Source organism: Streptomyces sp. NPDC047049, assembly GCF_040643995.1.
Lineage (GTDB): Bacteria > Actinomycetota > Actinomycetes > Streptomycetales > Streptomycetaceae > Streptomyces > Streptomyces mooreae.
The window spans coordinates 114154-130555 of the sequence record NZ_JBEYVM010000004.1 but is presented as its reverse complement, the minus strand read 5'-3'; the positions used below and the strand labels follow the sequence as shown (position 1 = coordinate 130555).

16 protein-coding genes are annotated in these 16402 nt (G+C 68.5%); 8 read left to right on the top strand and 8 right to left on the bottom strand.

The features are described from left to right. The first annotated feature begins 2 nt into the window (after positions 1-2). From ABZ851_RS12005 to ABZ851_RS11990, 4 genes are read left to right on the top strand one after another with little or no spacing between them, the layout of a single operon-like run. Positions 3-1787, top strand: a complete 1785-nt coding sequence (locus tag ABZ851_RS12005) for a type I polyketide synthase (protein ID WP_361125183.1) — start codon at positions 3-5, stop codon at positions 1785-1787. Beyond that, positions 1784-3025, top strand: a complete 1242-nt coding sequence (locus ABZ851_RS12000) for a cytochrome P450 (protein WP_361125181.1) — start codon at positions 1784-1786, stop codon at positions 3023-3025. The genes ABZ851_RS12005 and ABZ851_RS12000 overlap by 4 nt, the downstream gene beginning before the upstream one ends. Continuing rightward, a complete protein-coding gene (locus tag ABZ851_RS11995) occupies positions 3022-3162 on the top strand; it encodes a hypothetical protein (protein ID WP_361125179.1) in 141 nt (46 codons plus the stop codon). Before ABZ851_RS12000 ends, ABZ851_RS11995 begins: the two co-directional genes overlap by 4 nt. 37 nt (positions 3163-3199) lie before the next feature. Continuing rightward, the gene (locus ABZ851_RS11990) at positions 3200-3895 is read left to right on the top strand and encodes a formyltransferase family protein (RefSeq protein WP_361125177.1); all 696 of its coding nucleotides are present in this window, start codon (positions 3200-3202) and stop codon (positions 3893-3895) included. 115 nt (positions 3896-4010) lie between these two features. Here the strand turns inward: ABZ851_RS11990 and ABZ851_RS11985 are convergent, their stop codons facing one another. From ABZ851_RS11985 to ABZ851_RS11970, 4 genes are all read right to left on the bottom strand, one after another. Then, positions 4011-4670, bottom strand: a complete 660-nt coding sequence (locus ABZ851_RS11985) for a YceI family protein (RefSeq protein WP_361125175.1) — start codon at positions 4668-4670, stop codon at positions 4011-4013. 574 nt (positions 4671-5244) lie between these two features. Then, positions 5245-6435, bottom strand: a complete 1191-nt coding sequence (locus ABZ851_RS11980) for an acyltransferase (RefSeq protein WP_361125173.1) — start codon at positions 6433-6435, stop codon at positions 5245-5247. Positions 6436-7403: 968 nt separating this feature from the next. Further along, positions 7404-7739 carry a hypothetical protein gene (locus ABZ851_RS11975; protein ID WP_361125171.1) on the bottom strand — a complete coding sequence of 112 codons (336 nt, stop codon included), beginning with the start codon at positions 7737-7739 and terminating at the stop codon, positions 7404-7406. Positions 7740-7769: 30 nt separating this feature from the next. Beyond that, complete coding sequence (locus ABZ851_RS11970) at positions 7770-8912, bottom strand: FAD-dependent monooxygenase (RefSeq protein ID WP_361125169.1); 1143 nt, start codon at positions 8910-8912, stop codon at positions 7770-7772. 171 nt (positions 8913-9083) lie between these two features. On the opposite strand from ABZ851_RS11970, the gene ABZ851_RS11965 reads away from it, so the two are divergent. Together ABZ851_RS11965 and ABZ851_RS11960 are read left to right on the top strand one after the other, a co-directional pair. Beyond that, entirely contained in the window at positions 9084-9419 is a 336-nt protein-coding gene (locus ABZ851_RS11965; RefSeq protein WP_361125167.1) for a winged helix-turn-helix domain-containing protein, read from the top strand. Positions 9420-9739: 320 nt separating this feature from the next. Continuing rightward, positions 9740-10504 (top strand): IS5 family transposase, encoded by a 765-nt coding sequence (locus tag ABZ851_RS11960; protein WP_361125165.1) that lies wholly within the window; start codon positions 9740-9742, stop codon positions 10502-10504. A 51-nt stretch (positions 10505-10555) separates the two neighbouring features. On the opposite strand, the gene ABZ851_RS11955 is transcribed toward ABZ851_RS11960, so the two are convergent. Beyond that, the gene (locus tag ABZ851_RS11955; RefSeq protein ID WP_361125163.1) at positions 10556-11239 is read right to left on the bottom strand and encodes an HdeD family acid-resistance protein; all 684 of its coding nucleotides are present in this window, start codon (positions 11237-11239) and stop codon (positions 10556-10558) included. Between the two features lie 355 nt (positions 11240-11594). Between ABZ851_RS11955 and ABZ851_RS11950 the strand changes: the two genes are divergently transcribed. After that, positions 11595-12047 (top strand): VOC family protein, encoded by a 453-nt coding sequence (locus ABZ851_RS11950; protein ID WP_336049227.1) that lies wholly within the window; start codon positions 11595-11597, stop codon positions 12045-12047. 225 nt (positions 12048-12272) lie between these two features. Here the strand turns inward: ABZ851_RS11950 and ABZ851_RS11945 are convergent, their stop codons facing one another. Then, on the bottom strand, positions 12273-13079 hold the full coding sequence (locus ABZ851_RS11945; RefSeq protein WP_361125161.1) for an alpha/beta hydrolase: 807 nt from the start codon (positions 13077-13079) through the stop codon (positions 12273-12275). A 135-nt stretch (positions 13080-13214) separates the two neighbouring features. Here ABZ851_RS11945 and ABZ851_RS11940 point away from each other — a divergent pair, with 135 nt between their 5' ends. Next, entirely contained in the window at positions 13215-14168 is a 954-nt protein-coding gene (locus tag ABZ851_RS11940; RefSeq protein WP_361125159.1) for a helix-turn-helix transcriptional regulator, read from the top strand. Between the two features lie 84 nt (positions 14169-14252). Here the strand turns inward: ABZ851_RS11940 and ABZ851_RS11935 are convergent, their stop codons facing one another. Together ABZ851_RS11935 and ABZ851_RS11930 are read right to left on the bottom strand one after the other, a co-directional pair. After that, on the bottom strand, positions 14253-14861 hold the full coding sequence (locus ABZ851_RS11935; RefSeq protein ID WP_361125157.1) for a YdcF family protein: 609 nt from the start codon (positions 14859-14861) through the stop codon (positions 14253-14255). Positions 14862-14880: 19 nt separating this feature from the next. Next, positions 14881-16185, bottom strand: coding sequence for an erythromycin esterase family protein (locus ABZ851_RS11930; RefSeq protein ID WP_361125155.1), 1305 nt, complete (start codon positions 16183-16185; stop codon positions 14881-14883). Positions 16186-16402 lie beyond the last annotated feature (217 nt).

The window sequence follows — 16402 nt, the reverse complement described above, 5'->3', positions numbered from 1 at the left end:
CCATGACCGACAGCCCCGAGCAGGACTACGACCCCGGTGATGTGGCCGTCATCGGCATGTCCCTGCGGGCGCCCGGCGCCCGTACCAAGGAACAGTTCTGGGACAACCTCGTACACGGCAGGGAGTCCGTGTCGTTCCTGGCCAAGGACGACATCCACGTCGACGAGACCCTGATCCACAGCCCGTTCTACGTGCGGGCCTGCGGCGTCCTCGACACGTACGACAAGTTCGACCCGTCGGTGTTCGGCATCAGCGACCGGATGGCGGCCGCGATGACCCCGGAGAACCGGCTGTTCCTGGAGAGCGCGTGGGAAACGCTCGAGGACGGCGGCTACGACCCGGACCGGGTCACCGCCGAAATAGGCATGTACGGCGCCAACAACCCGCAGACCGCGGCGCTCTACAGCTCCCCGCCGGACCGGGTGTCGGTCGGCCCCGAGGCGATCGAGGCCAGCCTCGCGTGGTCACCGGACACCATGACGTCCAACGCGCTGTACTACATGGGACTCACCGGCGAGGCCGTCACCGTTGCCGCCGTCTGCGCCGGGTTCCACTACGCGGTGCACCTGGCCTGCCAGTCGCTGCTGCTCGGCCAGACCGACATGGCGGTCGCCGGCGGTGCGATGGTCCGTCTGCCGCACCCCCGTGGTCATCTGTGGGAAGAGAACCGCATCCTGTCCAAGGACGGCCACTGCCGCCCGTTCGACGCCAACGGCACCGGCACCGCGCTGTCCAGCGGTGTCGTCACCGTGCTGCTCAAGCCGCTGGCGCAGGCCGTCGCCGACCGTGACCACGTCTACGCCGTGGTCAAGGGTTCGGCCGTCAACAACAACGGCGTCAGCGCGATGGCCTACGGTCTGGCCCAGCCCGAGCGGCTGAGCGCGTGCATCGCAGGCGCCATGGAGGTGGGCGGCGTCGCCCCGGACACGGTGTCCATGTACGAGGCCAACGGTCTCGGTATGCCGATGACCGACGAACTCGAAGTGCACGCGGCGAGCATGGCGTTCGGCAAGCAGAGCGGCACCACCTCGATCGGCGGGGTCAAGGGCAACGTGGGCCACGGCGGTGTGGTGTCGGGCGGCTTCGGTGCGGTGAAGGCCGCGATGGCCCTGTACCACAAGAAGCTGCCGGCGACGATCAACCTGACCGAGGTCAACGAGGACCTCGACCTCCCCAGCACCCCGTTCGTGCCGCAGCTGGAGACGGCGGACTGGGCGTCGGAGGCCGGTATCCGCCGTGCGGGCATCACCTCGATCGGCGGCGGTGGCTACAACGCGCACCTGGTGCTGGAAGAGGCACCGGCGGCCGCCGAACGCGCCCCCGAGGCCGGGGGCAGGCCCCGGCTGGCCACCCTGTCCGCCCTGGACGACGAAGCGCTGACGCGTCAGCGCGCCCGGCTGAAGGACTGGCTGGAGGCCGACCCCGGCCTGCGCCTGGACGACGTCTGCTTCAGCCTCAACCTGGGCCGCAAGGTGATGCCCCGCCGGTGGGCGGCCGTGGTCCGCAGCCGTGCGGAGCTGATCGCGGCGCTGTCCGGCGGCTCCCCCCGGGACCTGACCACCGAGACCGCTGCCGCGCCGCGGGTGGACGCCGGCTCCTTCCCCCGCGGCGACAGCGGGATCGTGCCGTCCGGGACGGACATCCAGGCCCTGTCCGAGCTGGCCGCCGCCTGGGTGACCGGCACACAGGTGGACTTCGACGCCCTGCACCGCGGGGAGGCCAGCCACCGCGTGCCGCTGCCCACCTACCCCTTCCAGCCGCGCCGGTTCTGGCGCACGGACTGGTGACCGTGCGCACACCGGCACCGGCCACCGTGGACCTGGGTGACCCCCACACCTTCGCGGACCACGACCTCGACGGGTTCTGGCGCACCCTGCGGGACACCGCCCCGGTGTACTGGAACCCGCCGGCCGCAGGCCGCCGGGGGTTCTGGGTCATCTCCCGCTACGACGACATCATGGCCACCTACCGGGACAACGTGAACTTCACGTCCGAGCGCGGCAATGTGCTCGTCACGTTGCTGGGCGGCGGTGACGCGGGGGCCGGCCGGATGCTGGCCGTCACCGACGGGCACCGCCACCACGAGTTGCGCAAGATCCTGCAGCGGGTGCTCTCGCCGAGGGTGCTCCACGAGGTCGCGCAGACGGTGCGGGTCAACACCCGGCAGTTGATCCGCGAGGCGGTCGAGTCGGGCGGCTGCGACGTCGCCGAGCGGATCGCCGGCCGGATCCCGATGACCACGATCTCGAACCTGCTCGGCGTGCCCGGGCAGGACCGGGACTTCCTCCTCTCGCTGACCAAGACCGCGCTGTCGGCCGACGACGAGGACGTCGACGAGGTCGACTCCGAGATGGCCCGCAACGAGATCCTGATGTACTTCATGGACCTCGTCGAGGAGCGGCGCGAGTCACCGGGCGAGGACGTGATCAGCATGCTGATCGGCAGCGCCATCGACGGTGTCCCCCTGTCCGACGAGGACGTCGTCCTCAACTGCTACAGCCTGATCATCGGGGGTGACGAGACCAGCCGGCTCACGATGATCGACTGCGTCCACACGCTCGCGGACCGGCCCGGGCAGTGGCGGCGGTTCAAGCACGGTGAGGTCGCCGTGGAGACCGCCGTGGACGAGGTGCTGCGCTGGGCGTCCCCCACGATGCACTTCGGGCGCAGTGTCGTCCACGAGAGCGAGCTGCACGGCGTACGGCTGCGGCCGGGCGAGATCGTCACGCTCTGGCACGCCTCCGGCAACCGGGACGAACGGGTCTTCGCACGGCCCGGGGAGTTCGATCTCGGCCGCACCCCCAACAAGCACCTGGCCTTCGGCTACGGCCCGCACTTCTGCGTCGGCTCGTACCTGGCCAAGGTGGAGATCTCCGAACTGCTGCTCGCGCTGCGGGACTTCACCACCGGTTTCGAGCAGACCGACGAGGCACTGCGCATCCGGTCCAACTTCCTGACCGGGTTCTCCACCCTGCCGGTGCGGTTCCGGCCCGATCACCGCGGGCTGAAGGAGGCCGGCCGATGAGCGGTACCCCCGCCGCCGGCGGCGGGGCCGGCCGGCGGGTGGTGGCGAACGCCGGCAGGCGGTACGCCCTGCCGCTCGGCACCGGAACCGCTGTCAACCGGCCCTGTGCCGTGACGGAGCGTTCTTACCTCTACTGAACCACCCCCCGACCAGCGACCGCACGGAGCGCGCGTGATGAACATCTACATCTCAGGACAAGGGGCATTCGCGGTGCAGGTCGCGGAGGCCCTGCTGGAGGAAGGGCACAAGATCGTCGGCGCGGCCGCCCCCCGGCTGCGCAAGGGGCATTCCGACGAGAGCAACGCGATGTCCTGGGACCGCCTGCGCTCCTGGGCGTTCCCCCGGGACATACCGTGGACGGACTCGGCCGAACTGCGCGCGAGGCATGTCCCGGACGGGGTGGACGTGATCGTCGCCGCGCATTCACACGCCTTCCTCGGCCGCCACACACGCGCCAGGGCCGCCGTCGCCACCATCGGCTACCACCCCAGCCTCCTTCCGCTGCACCGCGGCCGGGACGCGATCCGGTGGACGATCCGCGACGGTGACAAGGTGACGGGCGGAAGTGTCTACCACCTCACCGAGCGCACCGACGCCGGCCCGCTCGCCGCCCAGGAGCACCTGTTCGTACCTCCGGGCTCGACCGCGCAGAGCCTGTGGCGCGATCACCTGGCCCCGCTCGGTGTGCGGTTGCTGGTGAAGGTGGTCGCCGACCTGGCCCAGGACAGGCGGATCGAGGTCCCGCAGGACGAGAAGGTAGCGACCTGGGAGCCCGCGATGGACTCGCCACCACTGTTCAAGCCCGAACTGATCGCCCTCCCCGGAACGGCGTCCGTCGACGGCAGCAGCTGGGCACTGCACGCGCAGTGAAGGGGTGCGCCGGCACGTGTCGTCACACGCGTCATGCGCTGTCCTTCCCCGCCTGGACTCCCACCTGGAGTGAGGGTGCGGGCGACGGAACGCAGTGGACCTCCTCCCGGGACAGCTACGCCAGGGGCACGGACCGGATCGCGGAGATATCGAACTGCAGCCGGACCCTCTCGCTCACCATGGCGCCGCCCGCTTCCAGGCGTTGGTTGTAGACCAAGCCCCACTCGGTGCGGTCGATGGTGGTGGTGGCGTCAAAACCGGCCCGCTCATAGCCGAACGGGTCCAAGACGGAGCCGAGGTAGGCGAGTTGCAGCTCGACCGGCCGGGTGACGTCGCGGATGGTCAGGTCCCCTGTCATGCGGAAGTTCTCCGCGCCCTCGTGAGTCGTGGAGGTGCTGCGGAACGTCATCTCCGGGTAGCGGTTCGCGTCGAAGAAGTCGGTGCCGATGAGGTGTGCGTCCCGCTGTTCTACGCCCGTGTCGACACTGGCGATCCGGATGACGAGCTCGGCCCGGGACCGGGAAGGCTGAGCTCCGTCGAAATACAGCGCGCTGTCGTAATCGGTGAAGGCACCCCGCACCGTCGTCACCATCGCGTGTCGCACGGAGAATCCGATGCGACTGTGCGGGCGGTCGATGGTCCATTCTCCGGTCAGCGCACGGAGCGCGGGGTCGAGTTCGACCCCGCTGGTTTCGGCCGCCGGGAAAGGCGTACGCGGGCCAACAGCCTGCGTCGGCTCGATAGTCGCGCTCTGGCGACGGGTGAAGATGCCCATGCGGACGTAGCCTCCCTTGAATCGGATCACTCCGTGCTATCACGGCGTGGACAGGCCCTCCACGGCGAGATGGGTGGCCACGTCCGGATTCCATGCCCCCGACTGCAAAGCTGCACAGGATCGACACGAAGCGGGAATGCGCCGCCGGAGCGCCTGGTCCGCAGGGTGACCTCCCCACGCCGTGGTACGTGCCGCGTCACGGGTCGTGCTCACCACCCTGTGCCTGCAAGGGGGCAAGCCCGACTGGGTGGTGCTCGGCGCCCTCCTCGCCCTCTGCGGCCTCGCCCCCCCGGCCCCTCACCCACTGGGCCTTGCACACCCGGACGCTGCCCACGCCGGAAGAAGCGTTTCCTGTCGGGTGAGGTATCCGTCGTTGCCCTGCCCATCGCGTGCGAACACACCGTGACCAGCGGTGTCCTGTCAGTCAGCGGCAGGCTCCATGGCCCGCTCGCCGGGTGGCGTCGATCGCCGGATGCACCGATCACGCTTCGAGCAAGCCATCAGGCGCTCAGCAGGCAGCTCGCGGGACAGGCCTTATATGCGCGCGGGCGTACGCGTACGCCCCCGATCGCGCCTACGGAACATGAACTTTCCGGCGCTCGGTTCGAGCAGCGTGTGGACGGATATCCGATTCGACGCAAGCAGGAGTACACGGACGGCTGTGGTCCGTTGAGTTTGCCCGCATCTCCTTCATGCTTCTTTTCATCGCGTGCCGTAGTTTTCTGCCGATCGGGCGTTCCACATAGCGATGGATGATCCAGGAGATCGCCAGCATGAACGCAGTGACCGCCGGAAAGAGCAGCCCTGCTGGAACATGGTGGCGCAGGAGGGCAATAATCGTGAACCCCACATACATGTGTATCAGGTAGAGCGGGTAGGTGAGGTTCCCGGCGGTCGCCAGCCAACTCCATCGCAGCCGGTCGAAGAATCCCAGCGCGATGGCCCCCATCATCACGAAAGCTATCAGGATCACCAGACGTGCCGGCCATTCGTCCACCACATCCGCTTTCGCGCCGAGGTTTGTCACCAAGCGGCCGTGGACGTAGTGCTGGGCGAGCAGGAATGACACGGTCACGATGGCCCACAACAAGGCATTGGGCCGGAAGCGGTGCATGAGATAGAAGGCGATTCCGGCAATGAAGTACGGGGAGTACTGCGAGACCGCCCAGGAGGTGAGCAGTTCATTATGCGAACCCAGCGAAAAGATTCCGGCCACCGTCCACAGCCCGCAGAAGAGCACGCACCTTCGGTAGGTGACACCGCGGAAGATGACGATGGCGAACAGCAAGTAGAATTTCAGCTCGACGAACAGTGTCCAGTAGACGTCATCGAGGTCAGGTACCCCAACTCCTTCTTGGAGCATGGTGAGATTCGTGAGGATATTCTGCCAACTCCCGACACTGCGGACATCCGGGAACGCCGTCAAGACTGCCGCCGTCAGCAGAACCGCGACCCAGTAGGCGGGATAGAGTCGTGAAACCCGAGAGGTCACGAAGTCTCCGAGCGAGCGCCCCCAGCCGCTCATGCAGATGACGAATCCGCTGATCAGGAAGAACACTTCCACGCCGAGCCAGCCGTACTCCGAAAGATGGTACACGGACGACGATATGGCTTCTGGGTCTTTTCCCCAGCCATCCCGCAGCGTGATGTAGTGGTACGCCACCACCAGAAACGCGGCCACAAAGCGCAGCCCGTCCAGTGCGTACAGCCTCGGCGGTGGATTCCTCGGACGAGCGGAAGAATCCTTCGGCGCGGTGCAAGCCATTCCGGTCCTTACAACGGAGCATTGAGGTGCAGGGCAGAGTCGCGTCGGAATTTCGGGTTCGGTGCAGCCGTAAGATCTGGTCGTGCCACGGCGGTGGAGAGAAGTTCTGCCGCCGGACTGACGGCGCGTCGTCCGAGGCTGTACGGCGCTGCCTGCCGGAACAGGCGTGACCGGTGCCGCCAGATGGTCGGGGCAAAGCACAGCGCCGTTGCTGTCACTGCCAGGGCGGGAATCTTCTGGCCGGTGAGAGACATGGAGCACTTTCTGTGGGGGCGGCTATCCCTGCGCGGGCGAGCCGAGCCGCGGCAGATCGTCGTCCTCGCACCCGGCGACCGGAGACGCACGGGCACTCAGCGTTGCAACAGCCCCGCCCGGTGGAGGGGTTACGGGTGGGGGCGATTGCGTGAGGTAAGAGGGAAGGCGCCTGGCCGAGGTTGCTTCACCGCTGCAACCTCTCCGCTCCTTACATGGCAAAGCGTTGCCTCAAGCCCGCTGTCGGTGGAGGTCAGCAGCGGCGATCGAACCGCCTGGCAGCGGCAGGGCGCCTTGCGCCTTTCTTCGTCCTGGGCCTACTCCCCCGTGCCCGCACGTCGCCATCTCCCTTTGAGCGAGGCCGGCCGGCGGCTTTCATGACCGACTCCTGGACCGCGCCAGGCGTTGAGCCCTCGCCGGTGCTGTGGTGGAGCCGACCCGACGAGGTGAATTCGATCTGACGCCTCGTCACGACCGACGGCCACATGCCCCCGGCGTCGTCGCGGGGTGCTATTCCGGGGAGATGTGGTCGCCAGGTCCAGGTCGTCGGAGGCGTCACCGCCACGCCGTCTGTGTCTTGTGTCCGGCTGAGATGGCGGCGTGGATCAGACAATGAGCCTTTTCCAACCTCAGGTTGAGGCGTGACGAAGGGCGGGGGTGGTCTTCACGATGGCGGTGACCCGGTTAGTGCTACAGCGGAGTTTCCGCGGGAGGCGTCAGCCCTTCAGGGCGGCCATGGCTTGCTCGCCGAGGCAACGGATTCCGGCCTGGGTGCTGTTGTGCCGACGTTGCCGCAGCTTGAGACGCCGACCGCGGACGGGCGCCCGGGTGGTGCCGCCGGCGCCTCGATACGCCTTGTCCGTCCAGCACTTCGCCTCCGCGTCGCGGGGGGTGTAGTCACCGGCAGAGCCCTTCTTGTGGCGAGCGCCGGGAACGGTGGGTGGGGCCGACAGCAGTCGATCTGCCGCATCGGCGATGACCCGCCACGCCGAGCCGCGCTCGTCGGACATGGCGGCGCCGACCCGGCTGAGAGCTACCGCGGACCTGCGCACCGACCGGTGAGCGGACGGTACGGGCCCGGTCTACCGGTTCGCGGCTTCGCGAGAGTCGATCCGGTGCGTGCGACCGACCGCGCGGCCCACCGTATTGCGCACCGCGAGGCCCGGCCGGGTGCGGGGCACCATGAGCCTGGAGAGCAGGCCGACCCGTCGCTGCCGCGGACCTACCTCACGGCGGAGACGGGACTCGTAGGCGGCGAAGGCGCGGGCGTGGTCACCGGGTTGGGCGGCGAGCTCTTCTGCGAGGGCGTACGCGCCCGCCATCGCCATGCTGGACCCGTCGCCCAGCAGGGCTGTCGCCGCCGCTGCGTCCCCGAGCAGTACGACCCGTCCGCGGGACCACGAGGGCACCCGGACGGTGGTCAGGGGGTCGAAGAACGGAGCCGGGTGGTCGAGGAAGGCTGCCACGAGTTCCGGTGCCCGCCACCGCACGTCGGCGTAGGCGTCGGCCACGGTCTGCTTGTGAAGGGTGACGTTCTTGCGGTCGTGGGGCGCCGGCTGGGCGGCCCGGAAGGTGAAGATCGCGAGCGGGGTGGTCCGCGAGGGGTGGAGGACCAGCATCCGGTTCGGCACGGTCAGCATCGTCATCTCGGTCGGGTCCTCGATGGCGTCGGGTTCCAGCGGGACGGTCGCGCCGTACAGGCCCAGGTCGCTCGCGAACTGCCGCTCGGGGCCGAATACCAGGCGCCGTACGGTGGAGTGCATCCCGTCGGCACCGACTACCAAGTCGAAGCGCCGTGGCGCGGACCGCCGGAAGGTGACGTCCACCCCGCCTTCATCCTGGTCCAGAGCGGTGACCGTGTCGTCGAACACGAACTCGGCCTCGGTCTGCGCCGACCGGTGGAGCACCTCGGACAGGTCGGCTCGGGTCACCTCGACGGTCGGCGCCTTGTCCGAGGTGAGCGGGAGCTGCAGGATTCGCCTGCCGCCGGGGTCGAGCAGGGTCAGCGACCGATTGCGGGTGGCGAGCTCGCGGAGCTGCGGGAGGATGCCCATGCGCTCGGCGACCGGGATCGCGGGCCCCTTCACGACGATCGCGCTACCACCGGAGCGCAGCTGCCGGGCGTGTTCGACGACCGTCGGCCGGTATCCGTTCCGGGAGAGCCAGTAGGCGAGTGCGGGCCCTGCGATTCCGGCACCGACTATCAGCACCTCGGGTTTCTTCATGACGATGACCTCTCGGAGTGTCGATGACCAGGCCCCCGGTGAGTGCCGGGGCCGGGGCCCAGGGCGCGGCGGCACGGGGCAGCACAACCCGGGCAAGGTACGAAAGATTTCGTACCTCAGTGGAGCACGCCCTTCAGGTACGATGCAAGTCGTACTTGAAGGAGGTGCGGCGTGGCCGGGAGGAACCTGGTCGGCCCGGAGGCCGATGCGCTCGATCTGGGTGCGGTGTTTCGTGCCCTCGCCGACGAGCACCGTCGTGCGGTGTTGACGGAGTTGGCCGCCGACCGCAGCGGCAGCGAGCGGGGCTGCAACTCGTTCAATCTTCCGATCTCGAAGCAGACCCAGACCCACCACTTCCGGGTCCTGCGCGAGGCAGGTCTCATTGACGAGATCGACTACGGCAACCGCAAGGGCATCCGACTACGACGCGCGGACATCGAGAAGAGATTCCCCGGGCTGCTCACGCTCCTGGGCGCAGAGTCCCCGGGCGGTACTGCTCCTCGCTGAACACAGCTGAGCACACCGGAAGGAGTCCGAGTCGGCCCTGAGCCGCGAGCTCGGCCGAATCCAGCTCGCGCCCGGCTCGCAGATAGCCGAGCACGACGCGGACACGAATGGGAGCGGTGTCGCTTCAACCACCGTCCCGCGCTCGTGATCGGCGCCGAACTCTTCCGCACACTCCCTCCCCCACACCCACACCCACTGAGTTTTCCTCAACCTGCGTGCGGAGCAGGGCCACTGGGGGTAAGGGCGGGGTCCGGGCGTAGAGAAGCTCCTGGTAGACGGGTGCGTGTCGAGTCCAAGCCATCCTGCCAGGAGCTTTCCGCATGCTTGTCTACCCAGCCGGGGTCGATCTGTCCACCTCCGCTCTGCGCTTCCTCGCCCGTGAGTTGACCGCACGTCGTCTTGCGCAAGGGACACGATGGCGCCGGCTGGCCGCCGGACGACAGGCACTGCTCGTGCTGGCTCATCTACGATGCGGCCATACCTACGCCCAACTCGCCGCCGGATTCGGTGTGGGCACCACCACCGCCTACCGGTACATCGCCGAGGCCGTCGACATCCTGGCCGCTCTGGCTCCAACCCTCGCCGAGGCGGTGAGGACAGCCTCCGGCAAGGCGTTCGTGATCCTGGACGGCACGTTGCTGCCGATCGACCGGATCGCCGCCGACCGCCCCTTCTACTCCGGGAAACATAAGAAGCACGGCATGAACGTGCAGGTGATCGCCGACCCGGCAGGACGGTTGCTGTGGGCGTCGCCCGCGCCGCCGGGATCTGTCCACGACATCAAGGCCGCGCGAACCCACGGCATCATCGGTGCCCTGGCGGGGGCCGGGGTGGATTGCTGGGCCGACAAGGGCTACCGGGGCGCCGCCGGCACCGTGCGAGTTCCCTACTGGGGACGCTGGGAGACTCTCTCCCCTGGTCAGCGGGCCGTCAACTGCTCACACGCGAAGATCCGTGCACTCGTCGAACAGGCCATGGCCACTCTCAAGACCTGGCGGCTCATGCGCAAACTGCGATGCTCTACCAGCCGTATCACCAGCCTCGTCCAGGCCGTTCTCACCCTGCACCTGGCATGCACAAACTGAGGTTGGAAAAGGCTCAATGCCTCGCTACTGGGGTGGCCGGCGCGGCCGTGATCAGTGCTGGGGGTGGGGGCGGGAATGGAACATGGGGCGTCTCTTGGTGGCGGTGCCCTGGGTGAGGTGGCCGAGTTCGACGCGCATCTTGATGGCGTGGAAGACCTCGACAGCACCCACGACGATGGCCATGATGCCCACCACCAAGGTCAGAGCGGCGATCGAGCTGAACGGCATCACGATCAGCACGATGCCTGCCAGAGTGGTGATGATCCCCGAGAAGATCTGCCAGCCGCGAGCGGGGATCTCCTCGGCGGAGACCGCCGTGGCCGTCACCATGATGCCGCGCAGCAACCAGCCGAAGCCGATCCACAGCGCGAGCAGCAGAATCGATTCCAGGGTGCCCCGGAAGCAGACCAGGCCCAGCAGGATGAAGAGCGCACCCGCGACGAAATGCAGCACCCGCAGATGCCGGGGGACATGTGTGCCAAACGCACCGGCCAGCTGAAAGGCACCGGCGACCAACAGGTAGATGCCGAAGAGCACGCCGACGACGCGCAGGGTCTGGGCGGGCCAGGCCAGGGCGACGATGCCCAGGGCGATCGCGGCCAGGCCCATGACGAGCAGGAACTGCCAGCCCATGTTCGCCAGGGCGCTCAGGCCACCGGCTTGGGAGAGGTCTCCGGGCTCGGTGCCGTGCGGAGGGCTGGTGCCTGCGGAATCGGAATCCGAGGGGTGTGTCATGCCGTCTGCCTCCTCCAGGAAAGAGCACGGTCAGTGGGGTCCAATTCCATCGTCACCCGCCTGGCCCTGTCCCGCCTGGCAGGCGCTCAGCGGCCCGGGAAGCAGAAAGGCCCCTTGGGCTCCGGCCGCGCGCCCACGGGTTGCAGCGGGCACCGGCGCGCGATGACATGGAAGGTGGAGACCGTGGCGGCCGGCTATGAGGGAAGCGCCGCCGCGGGCTCCTGGCCATCGCGAAGCGTGTGTCACCTTCGGCTGGTCCCTCTACCGGTGGAGGGCGCGCGCCACCGGTCCGCTGCCCTAGTTGCCGGTGCACGGATTTCTCCGGTGTATCGCGGCCGGCGGAGAGAGGCTGAAGATGGGCGACGACGGTATTCCGGCCCCGAGTGAGGGGCTGCTGATGACGCATTTCTTGACGGTGCGCGATGTGGCGCGTTCGCGTCGCTTCTACAGCGAGGTGATGGGCGGGCAGGTCGTGCTGGACGAGAATCCTTGCATCGTGAAGCTCGCCAACAGCTGGATCATCATGAATCCAGGCGGTGGGCCCACCCCGGACAAGCCCGATGTGACACTGGTCCCGCCCGGCGAACCGCACACCGTCTCCAGCTTCATGAACCTGCGGGTCGCCGATATCGAGGCCTGCTACGCCGAGTGGAGCGCGAAAGGGGCGGAGTTCCTGACTCCGCCGATCGACCGGCGTGCCGAGGTTCGTTGTTACCTGCGCGATCCTGATGGCTACCTGATCGAGGTGGGGCAGGCCACCGGAATGCTGGAAGGCATTTTCGCCCGCACCGACACCAACTCCGGGTAGTTCGTCCTTCGTCGCTGCCCCGGACAACTGCCGTTCACAGCTGTGCCGTGAACGGCACGGGCCTTCCGCTGCCCGCGGTGGCCCGGTCGGCTCACGTCACGTAAGGCCGGGCCAGGGGCTGGGCAGTGTGCTCGACGTACTCGATGTCAGTGGCACCGTTCTGTAAGGACGGTTCTCCTCTGTAAGGGCGGTCCTCCGCTTGTAAGGACGGTCCCCCTCTCCGTATCAGCAGCCGAGACCACCGGTGAAGTCAGCCAGTGCCGCGGCGACTTCGGCGGGAGCCTCCAGGGGCAGCAGGTGACCGCTGGCCGGGACGATCTCGAACCGGGCCTGGGGGACGCTGGGCAGGAGGCAGCGGCGCAGGACGTCCGGCGGTTCGACCTGGTCGCGCTCGCCGGCCAGGACGAGAACGGGGGCCTCGATGGTCCTGGCGGCGTCCGTGACATCCGTGGCAATCCCCCGCAGGGGCCACTCCAGACGCGCGGCTTCGTCGCTGTTCAGACTGTCCCGCACGACGGCGCTGCGGACGGCCCCCGCCAGGGGCGTGGCGGTGAGGACGTGGTCGAGCGCCTGTCCGACGGACGGCGCCGAATCGTAGGCGTGGGAGAGGGAATCCCGGTACTCGGCAGTCACGCTCGCGGGCGGCTCCGGCGGCGCGGGAGCCAGCAGGGCCACCCCTGCCAGGCCCGCGGGCCGGCGGGCGGCGGCGAGCATGCTCACCTTGCCGCCCATCGAGTGCCCGACGAGGACGAAGGAGTCCAGGCCAAGGCCCCTGACGATGTCGATGAGATCGTCGGCGAGCTCGTCCAGCCGGTACGGTCCGGGCAGCGCCCGCGACGAGCCCCAGCCGCGCTGGTCGAAGCGGACCGTGTCCCGATCAGCCGGGAGCCGTTCCACCACTCCGTCCCACGTACCGGCGGACCCGCCCCAGTAGTGCACGAACACCAGGGTGGGCCCGCTTCCTCTCCGTCGGCGGACCTCTATCGAGCCGTCCGCCACGGGAACGTGGTGTGTTGTGGATACTGTCGTCATGGAGACCTCTGAGCTATATCGCGGAAGGGTACGAAGAACTGCTCCAGCCGGAGTTCACGTCGCTGAGCAGTGGATATGTCCCGAACGCTACAGAGGCAGCACAGCGCAGGCCCGGTCGAAAGGTGCGAGCTTCTTGTGAAAAGCGGTCAGCTTCCCGGAGTCAGGCAGCTGCGCTACACCCCTGCTCCGGGGGCGCAATTCGACGTCGAGATGCTCAGCTTCGCGCAACTGCGGCTCATGGACCGCAGCCGCCATCGAACCCGTCCTCAGCGTCCGGACTTCCATGTCATGGGCTTGGTGCAGTCGGGCGTGGGACGACACACCGCCGACTTCGTCGATCACCCCCTGCGGGAGCGGACCGTCGTGTGGATACGTCCGGGTGTGGTGCACCGCTGGACCGATGTCGACGATCTGGAAGGCCCCCTCCTGCTCTTCACGCAGGGCTTCCCGCCCGCCCCGGGGCCCGCGGCGCAAGCGGCGGCAGACGTCTTCGGCCCGGCCTGCTGGCAACTGGACGAGGACACCTGGGAACTGGCCATACGGGCCGCGGACCATCTGCGGCACGAGCACACGGCAGCGGTATCGAATCCGCGACTGGCCTCGGTGCCGCTGCTCGCCCATCTCCTGGCCGCCCTCGTGCTCCGGGTGCTGCCCACCGAGCCGGCCGGTCCCCCGACAGGCACCCCCCACACACACGAACCCGGACACGAACCCGGCCACGATTCCGGACACGCATCCGGGTTCGACCCCGGGCAGGACCCCGAGCACGCCGTCTTCCGTCGCTACCGGGCCGCGGTCGAGGAACGCTTCGCCCAGCACCACCACGTACGTGACTACGCCGCCGTCCTCGGCTACGACCCGCGCACCCTCACGCGTGCGACCCGCGCCGCAACGGGCCTGGGCGCCAAGCAGTTCCTCGACCAACGGATCCTGCTGGAGGCCAAACGGCTGCTCGCACACACCGGCCTGCCCGCAGCGCGCTGCGCAGAGCGCCTCGGCTTCCATGACGCCGCGAACTTCACCACGTTCTTCCAGCGCCAGGCCGGGCTGTCCCCCAGCCGCTGGCGCCGGCGGCACGACGGCCGCTGAGCCTTTCCCGCCCTCGGATGCAGCATCATCTGCCGGCGTCGGCACAGGATCCACCGTTGGTGACGCCGGCGCGACGGCGGCTGTCTACAGCGAGGCCTTCGCCTTCCGTTCGTCGGCCCTGAGACGGCGCAGCGTCCAAAGGCCGTAGAGAGCCAGCAGCGGTTTGCCGACCAGCCACTCGCCAGGGCGGTAGTCATCCGCGCGCACGAGCCTCTTGGCAAGATCAGGGCGCTGGCGCCGCAAGTACGCGCGGGCCTTGAGCGCTTGAGCCGGCTGGGAGACGATCTTGATGCGGTCGACGTCCTCAAGCAGCGGGATCACGTTCGTGATGTTCTCCCATGTCGTGCCGCTTTGGTCTTCGAGGAGCACGGTGCCGTCGAACCCGAGCACCGAGGTCGCGTAGTCGGCCATCAGCTGGGCCTCCGCGGCGACACCGCCGGCCGCACCGCCGCTGAAGATCACGCGAGTGGCACGCGCACCGTCGGCGGTGAGGGAACGGATTCCCGCACGGACGCGCCAGCGGTTGATGAAGTTCGCCGTCGCCTGAGGGTTCCGGTAACCCAGCACGACCACGGCCTCGGCAGCGCCCCCGCTGGTCCCCACGAGAGTGCGAGACCAGCGCCAGTTCCACCACTCGCCCCAGGCGATGGCTGCGGCGGCTCCAGCCATCGCCAGTCCTGTCCTTCGTCGCATGGGGCGACTTTAGAGCCTGTCAGAAGCGCACGGTGCGGTCCCGGGTGACCGTCGGGACGGCGATCACGGCATCGAAGGCGTCAGGAACCGGGGTGCTCAGGTGGGAGCTCTGGGCCCGGACTCCGTTGAGCAGGGGTGTTCCCTGGGCGTCGCGCGGTGAGTGGCGCAGGTCGGTCAGGGTGATCCGGTCGGCGAGTCCGGCGTCGGTGAGCGCGGCCTCGACGCTGCCGGGCCGGGCCGGCTCAAGGGGGGCTTCGGCGAGGGTGAACCCGACCGCGGCGCTCTGGTCGGGGTGCATCTCCGGCACATGGTCCGCGGTGTGGACGAGGGCCACGGTGCGGTAGTCCTGGCCGAGCATGCGCTGCAGGTGCTGACCCATCGGGAGTGCGGTGAGTCCGCCGGCGAACTCCAAGGAGAACGCCGTCTTGTGGATGTGGTTGTTGTGTGCCGCGAGGACGATCCGGGTCCCCGGTTCGGCGCGGTCCAGGTGCCAGCGTACGGATTCCGCCAGGTAGATCTCACGCACCGACAGGTCCGCTGTCAGGCCCCGGCCGGACAGCAGGGCGTGCATCGCCTGGAACATGTAGTCCGTGTGGCAGGCCGCTTCCACTCGGCGCCGGGCGATGTCGAAGCGGCTCTGGCCGCTGCGGGAGACGTAGAGCGGTTCGGCGGCGCGCAGCCGCAGCAACAGCCGTGCCAGTACGGCGGTCAGTTCGTTCTGCTCGGCCACCGGAAGGCCGGCCCAGGCCGGCCCGGCCGCAGCGCCGGAGCCGCAGCCCTTGAGGAACCGGTCGCTCACGTCCAGGATCGTCTCGACGAGGTGGAGCGCGTCGGGGTCCACCTCGCGCAAGTAGTCGGCCACCGGCTCCAGGGCAGGCCGTAGCGCCCCGCCGGCCTCGGGGACGTCGATACCGGCGAAGCGCAACGGGTGCTTGCTGGTGCGGTTGTGGCGGCGGAGCCAGTGCATGAGGTCCGCGGCGCCCCACTCGGCGGCGGCCCGGCTCACTGTCGCCAGGTCGCCGTCGTCCCCCTCGCCCTGCAGCCACCGGTCGAGCGGGAAGGCCTCGCTGAAGCCGAACTCCATGGCGAAAACGGTGAATCCGCAGCGCTCGGCGAGAAAGCGCAGGACGCGCCGGCGTACGCGGGAGAACTCTTCGACGAAGTGGGCACCCTCACCGATCGCGACGACGCGGGCATCTCCGATGATCTCCCGGAGCCCTTCGAGATCGTCGAGGGGCTGCTGCGGATCAAGGGTGGTCAGGAGGGTGGAGTGTGCGCGAAACCAGTCGGCGAGCACGGTGGGGGCGGAAGGCTCAACAGGCACAGCTATAGCTCATTTCTCAGGTTGGGGTTCAGGACACAGCGGCTCGTCGGCCCGCGGCGGACGAGCGACGTGACGATGCGCAGACGCAACCGGCGCCGGGCCACCGGGCCGAGGGCGCGCCGCATCTGTCGATGAACCCCGTCAGAGAAAGTTGCTGAAGATTGCCACGACCGAAAGCTAGCAGGCCTGTCGTACACCCGCATGCGAATAATCCGGC

Coding starts and splice junctions, on each gene's coding strand:
- ABZ851_RS12005 (WP_361125183.1), top strand. CDS start 3: ATGACCGACAGCCCCGAGCAGGACTACGACCCCGGTGATGTGGCCGTC.
- ABZ851_RS11970 (WP_361125169.1), bottom strand. CDS start 8,912: ATGAAGAAACCCGAGGTGCTGATAGTCGGTGCCGGAATCGCAGGGCCC.
- ABZ851_RS11980 (WP_361125173.1), bottom strand. CDS start 6,435: ATGGCTTGCACCGCGCCGAAGGATTCTTCCGCTCGTCCGAGGAATCCA.
- ABZ851_RS11935 (WP_361125157.1), bottom strand. CDS start 14,861: ATGCGACGAAGGACAGGACTGGCGATGGCTGGAGCCGCCGCAGCCATC.
- ABZ851_RS11960 (WP_361125165.1), top strand. CDS start 9,740: ATGCTTGTCTACCCAGCCGGGGTCGATCTGTCCACCTCCGCTCTGCGC.
- ABZ851_RS11945 (WP_361125161.1), bottom strand. CDS start 13,079: ATGACGACAGTATCCACAACACACCACGTTCCCGTGGCGGACGGCTCG.
- ABZ851_RS11985 (WP_361125175.1), bottom strand. CDS start 4,670: ATGGGCATCTTCACCCGTCGCCAGAGCGCGACTATCGAGCCGACGCAG.
- ABZ851_RS11990 (WP_361125177.1), top strand. CDS start 3,200: ATGAACATCTACATCTCAGGACAAGGGGCATTCGCGGTGCAGGTCGCG.
- ABZ851_RS11995 (WP_361125179.1), top strand. CDS start 3,022: ATGAGCGGTACCCCCGCCGCCGGCGGCGGGGCCGGCCGGCGGGTGGTG.
- ABZ851_RS11955 (WP_361125163.1), bottom strand. CDS start 11,239: ATGACACACCCCTCGGATTCCGATTCCGCAGGCACCAGCCCTCCGCAC.
- ABZ851_RS11950 (WP_336049227.1), top strand. CDS start 11,595: ATGGGCGACGACGGTATTCCGGCCCCGAGTGAGGGGCTGCTGATGACG.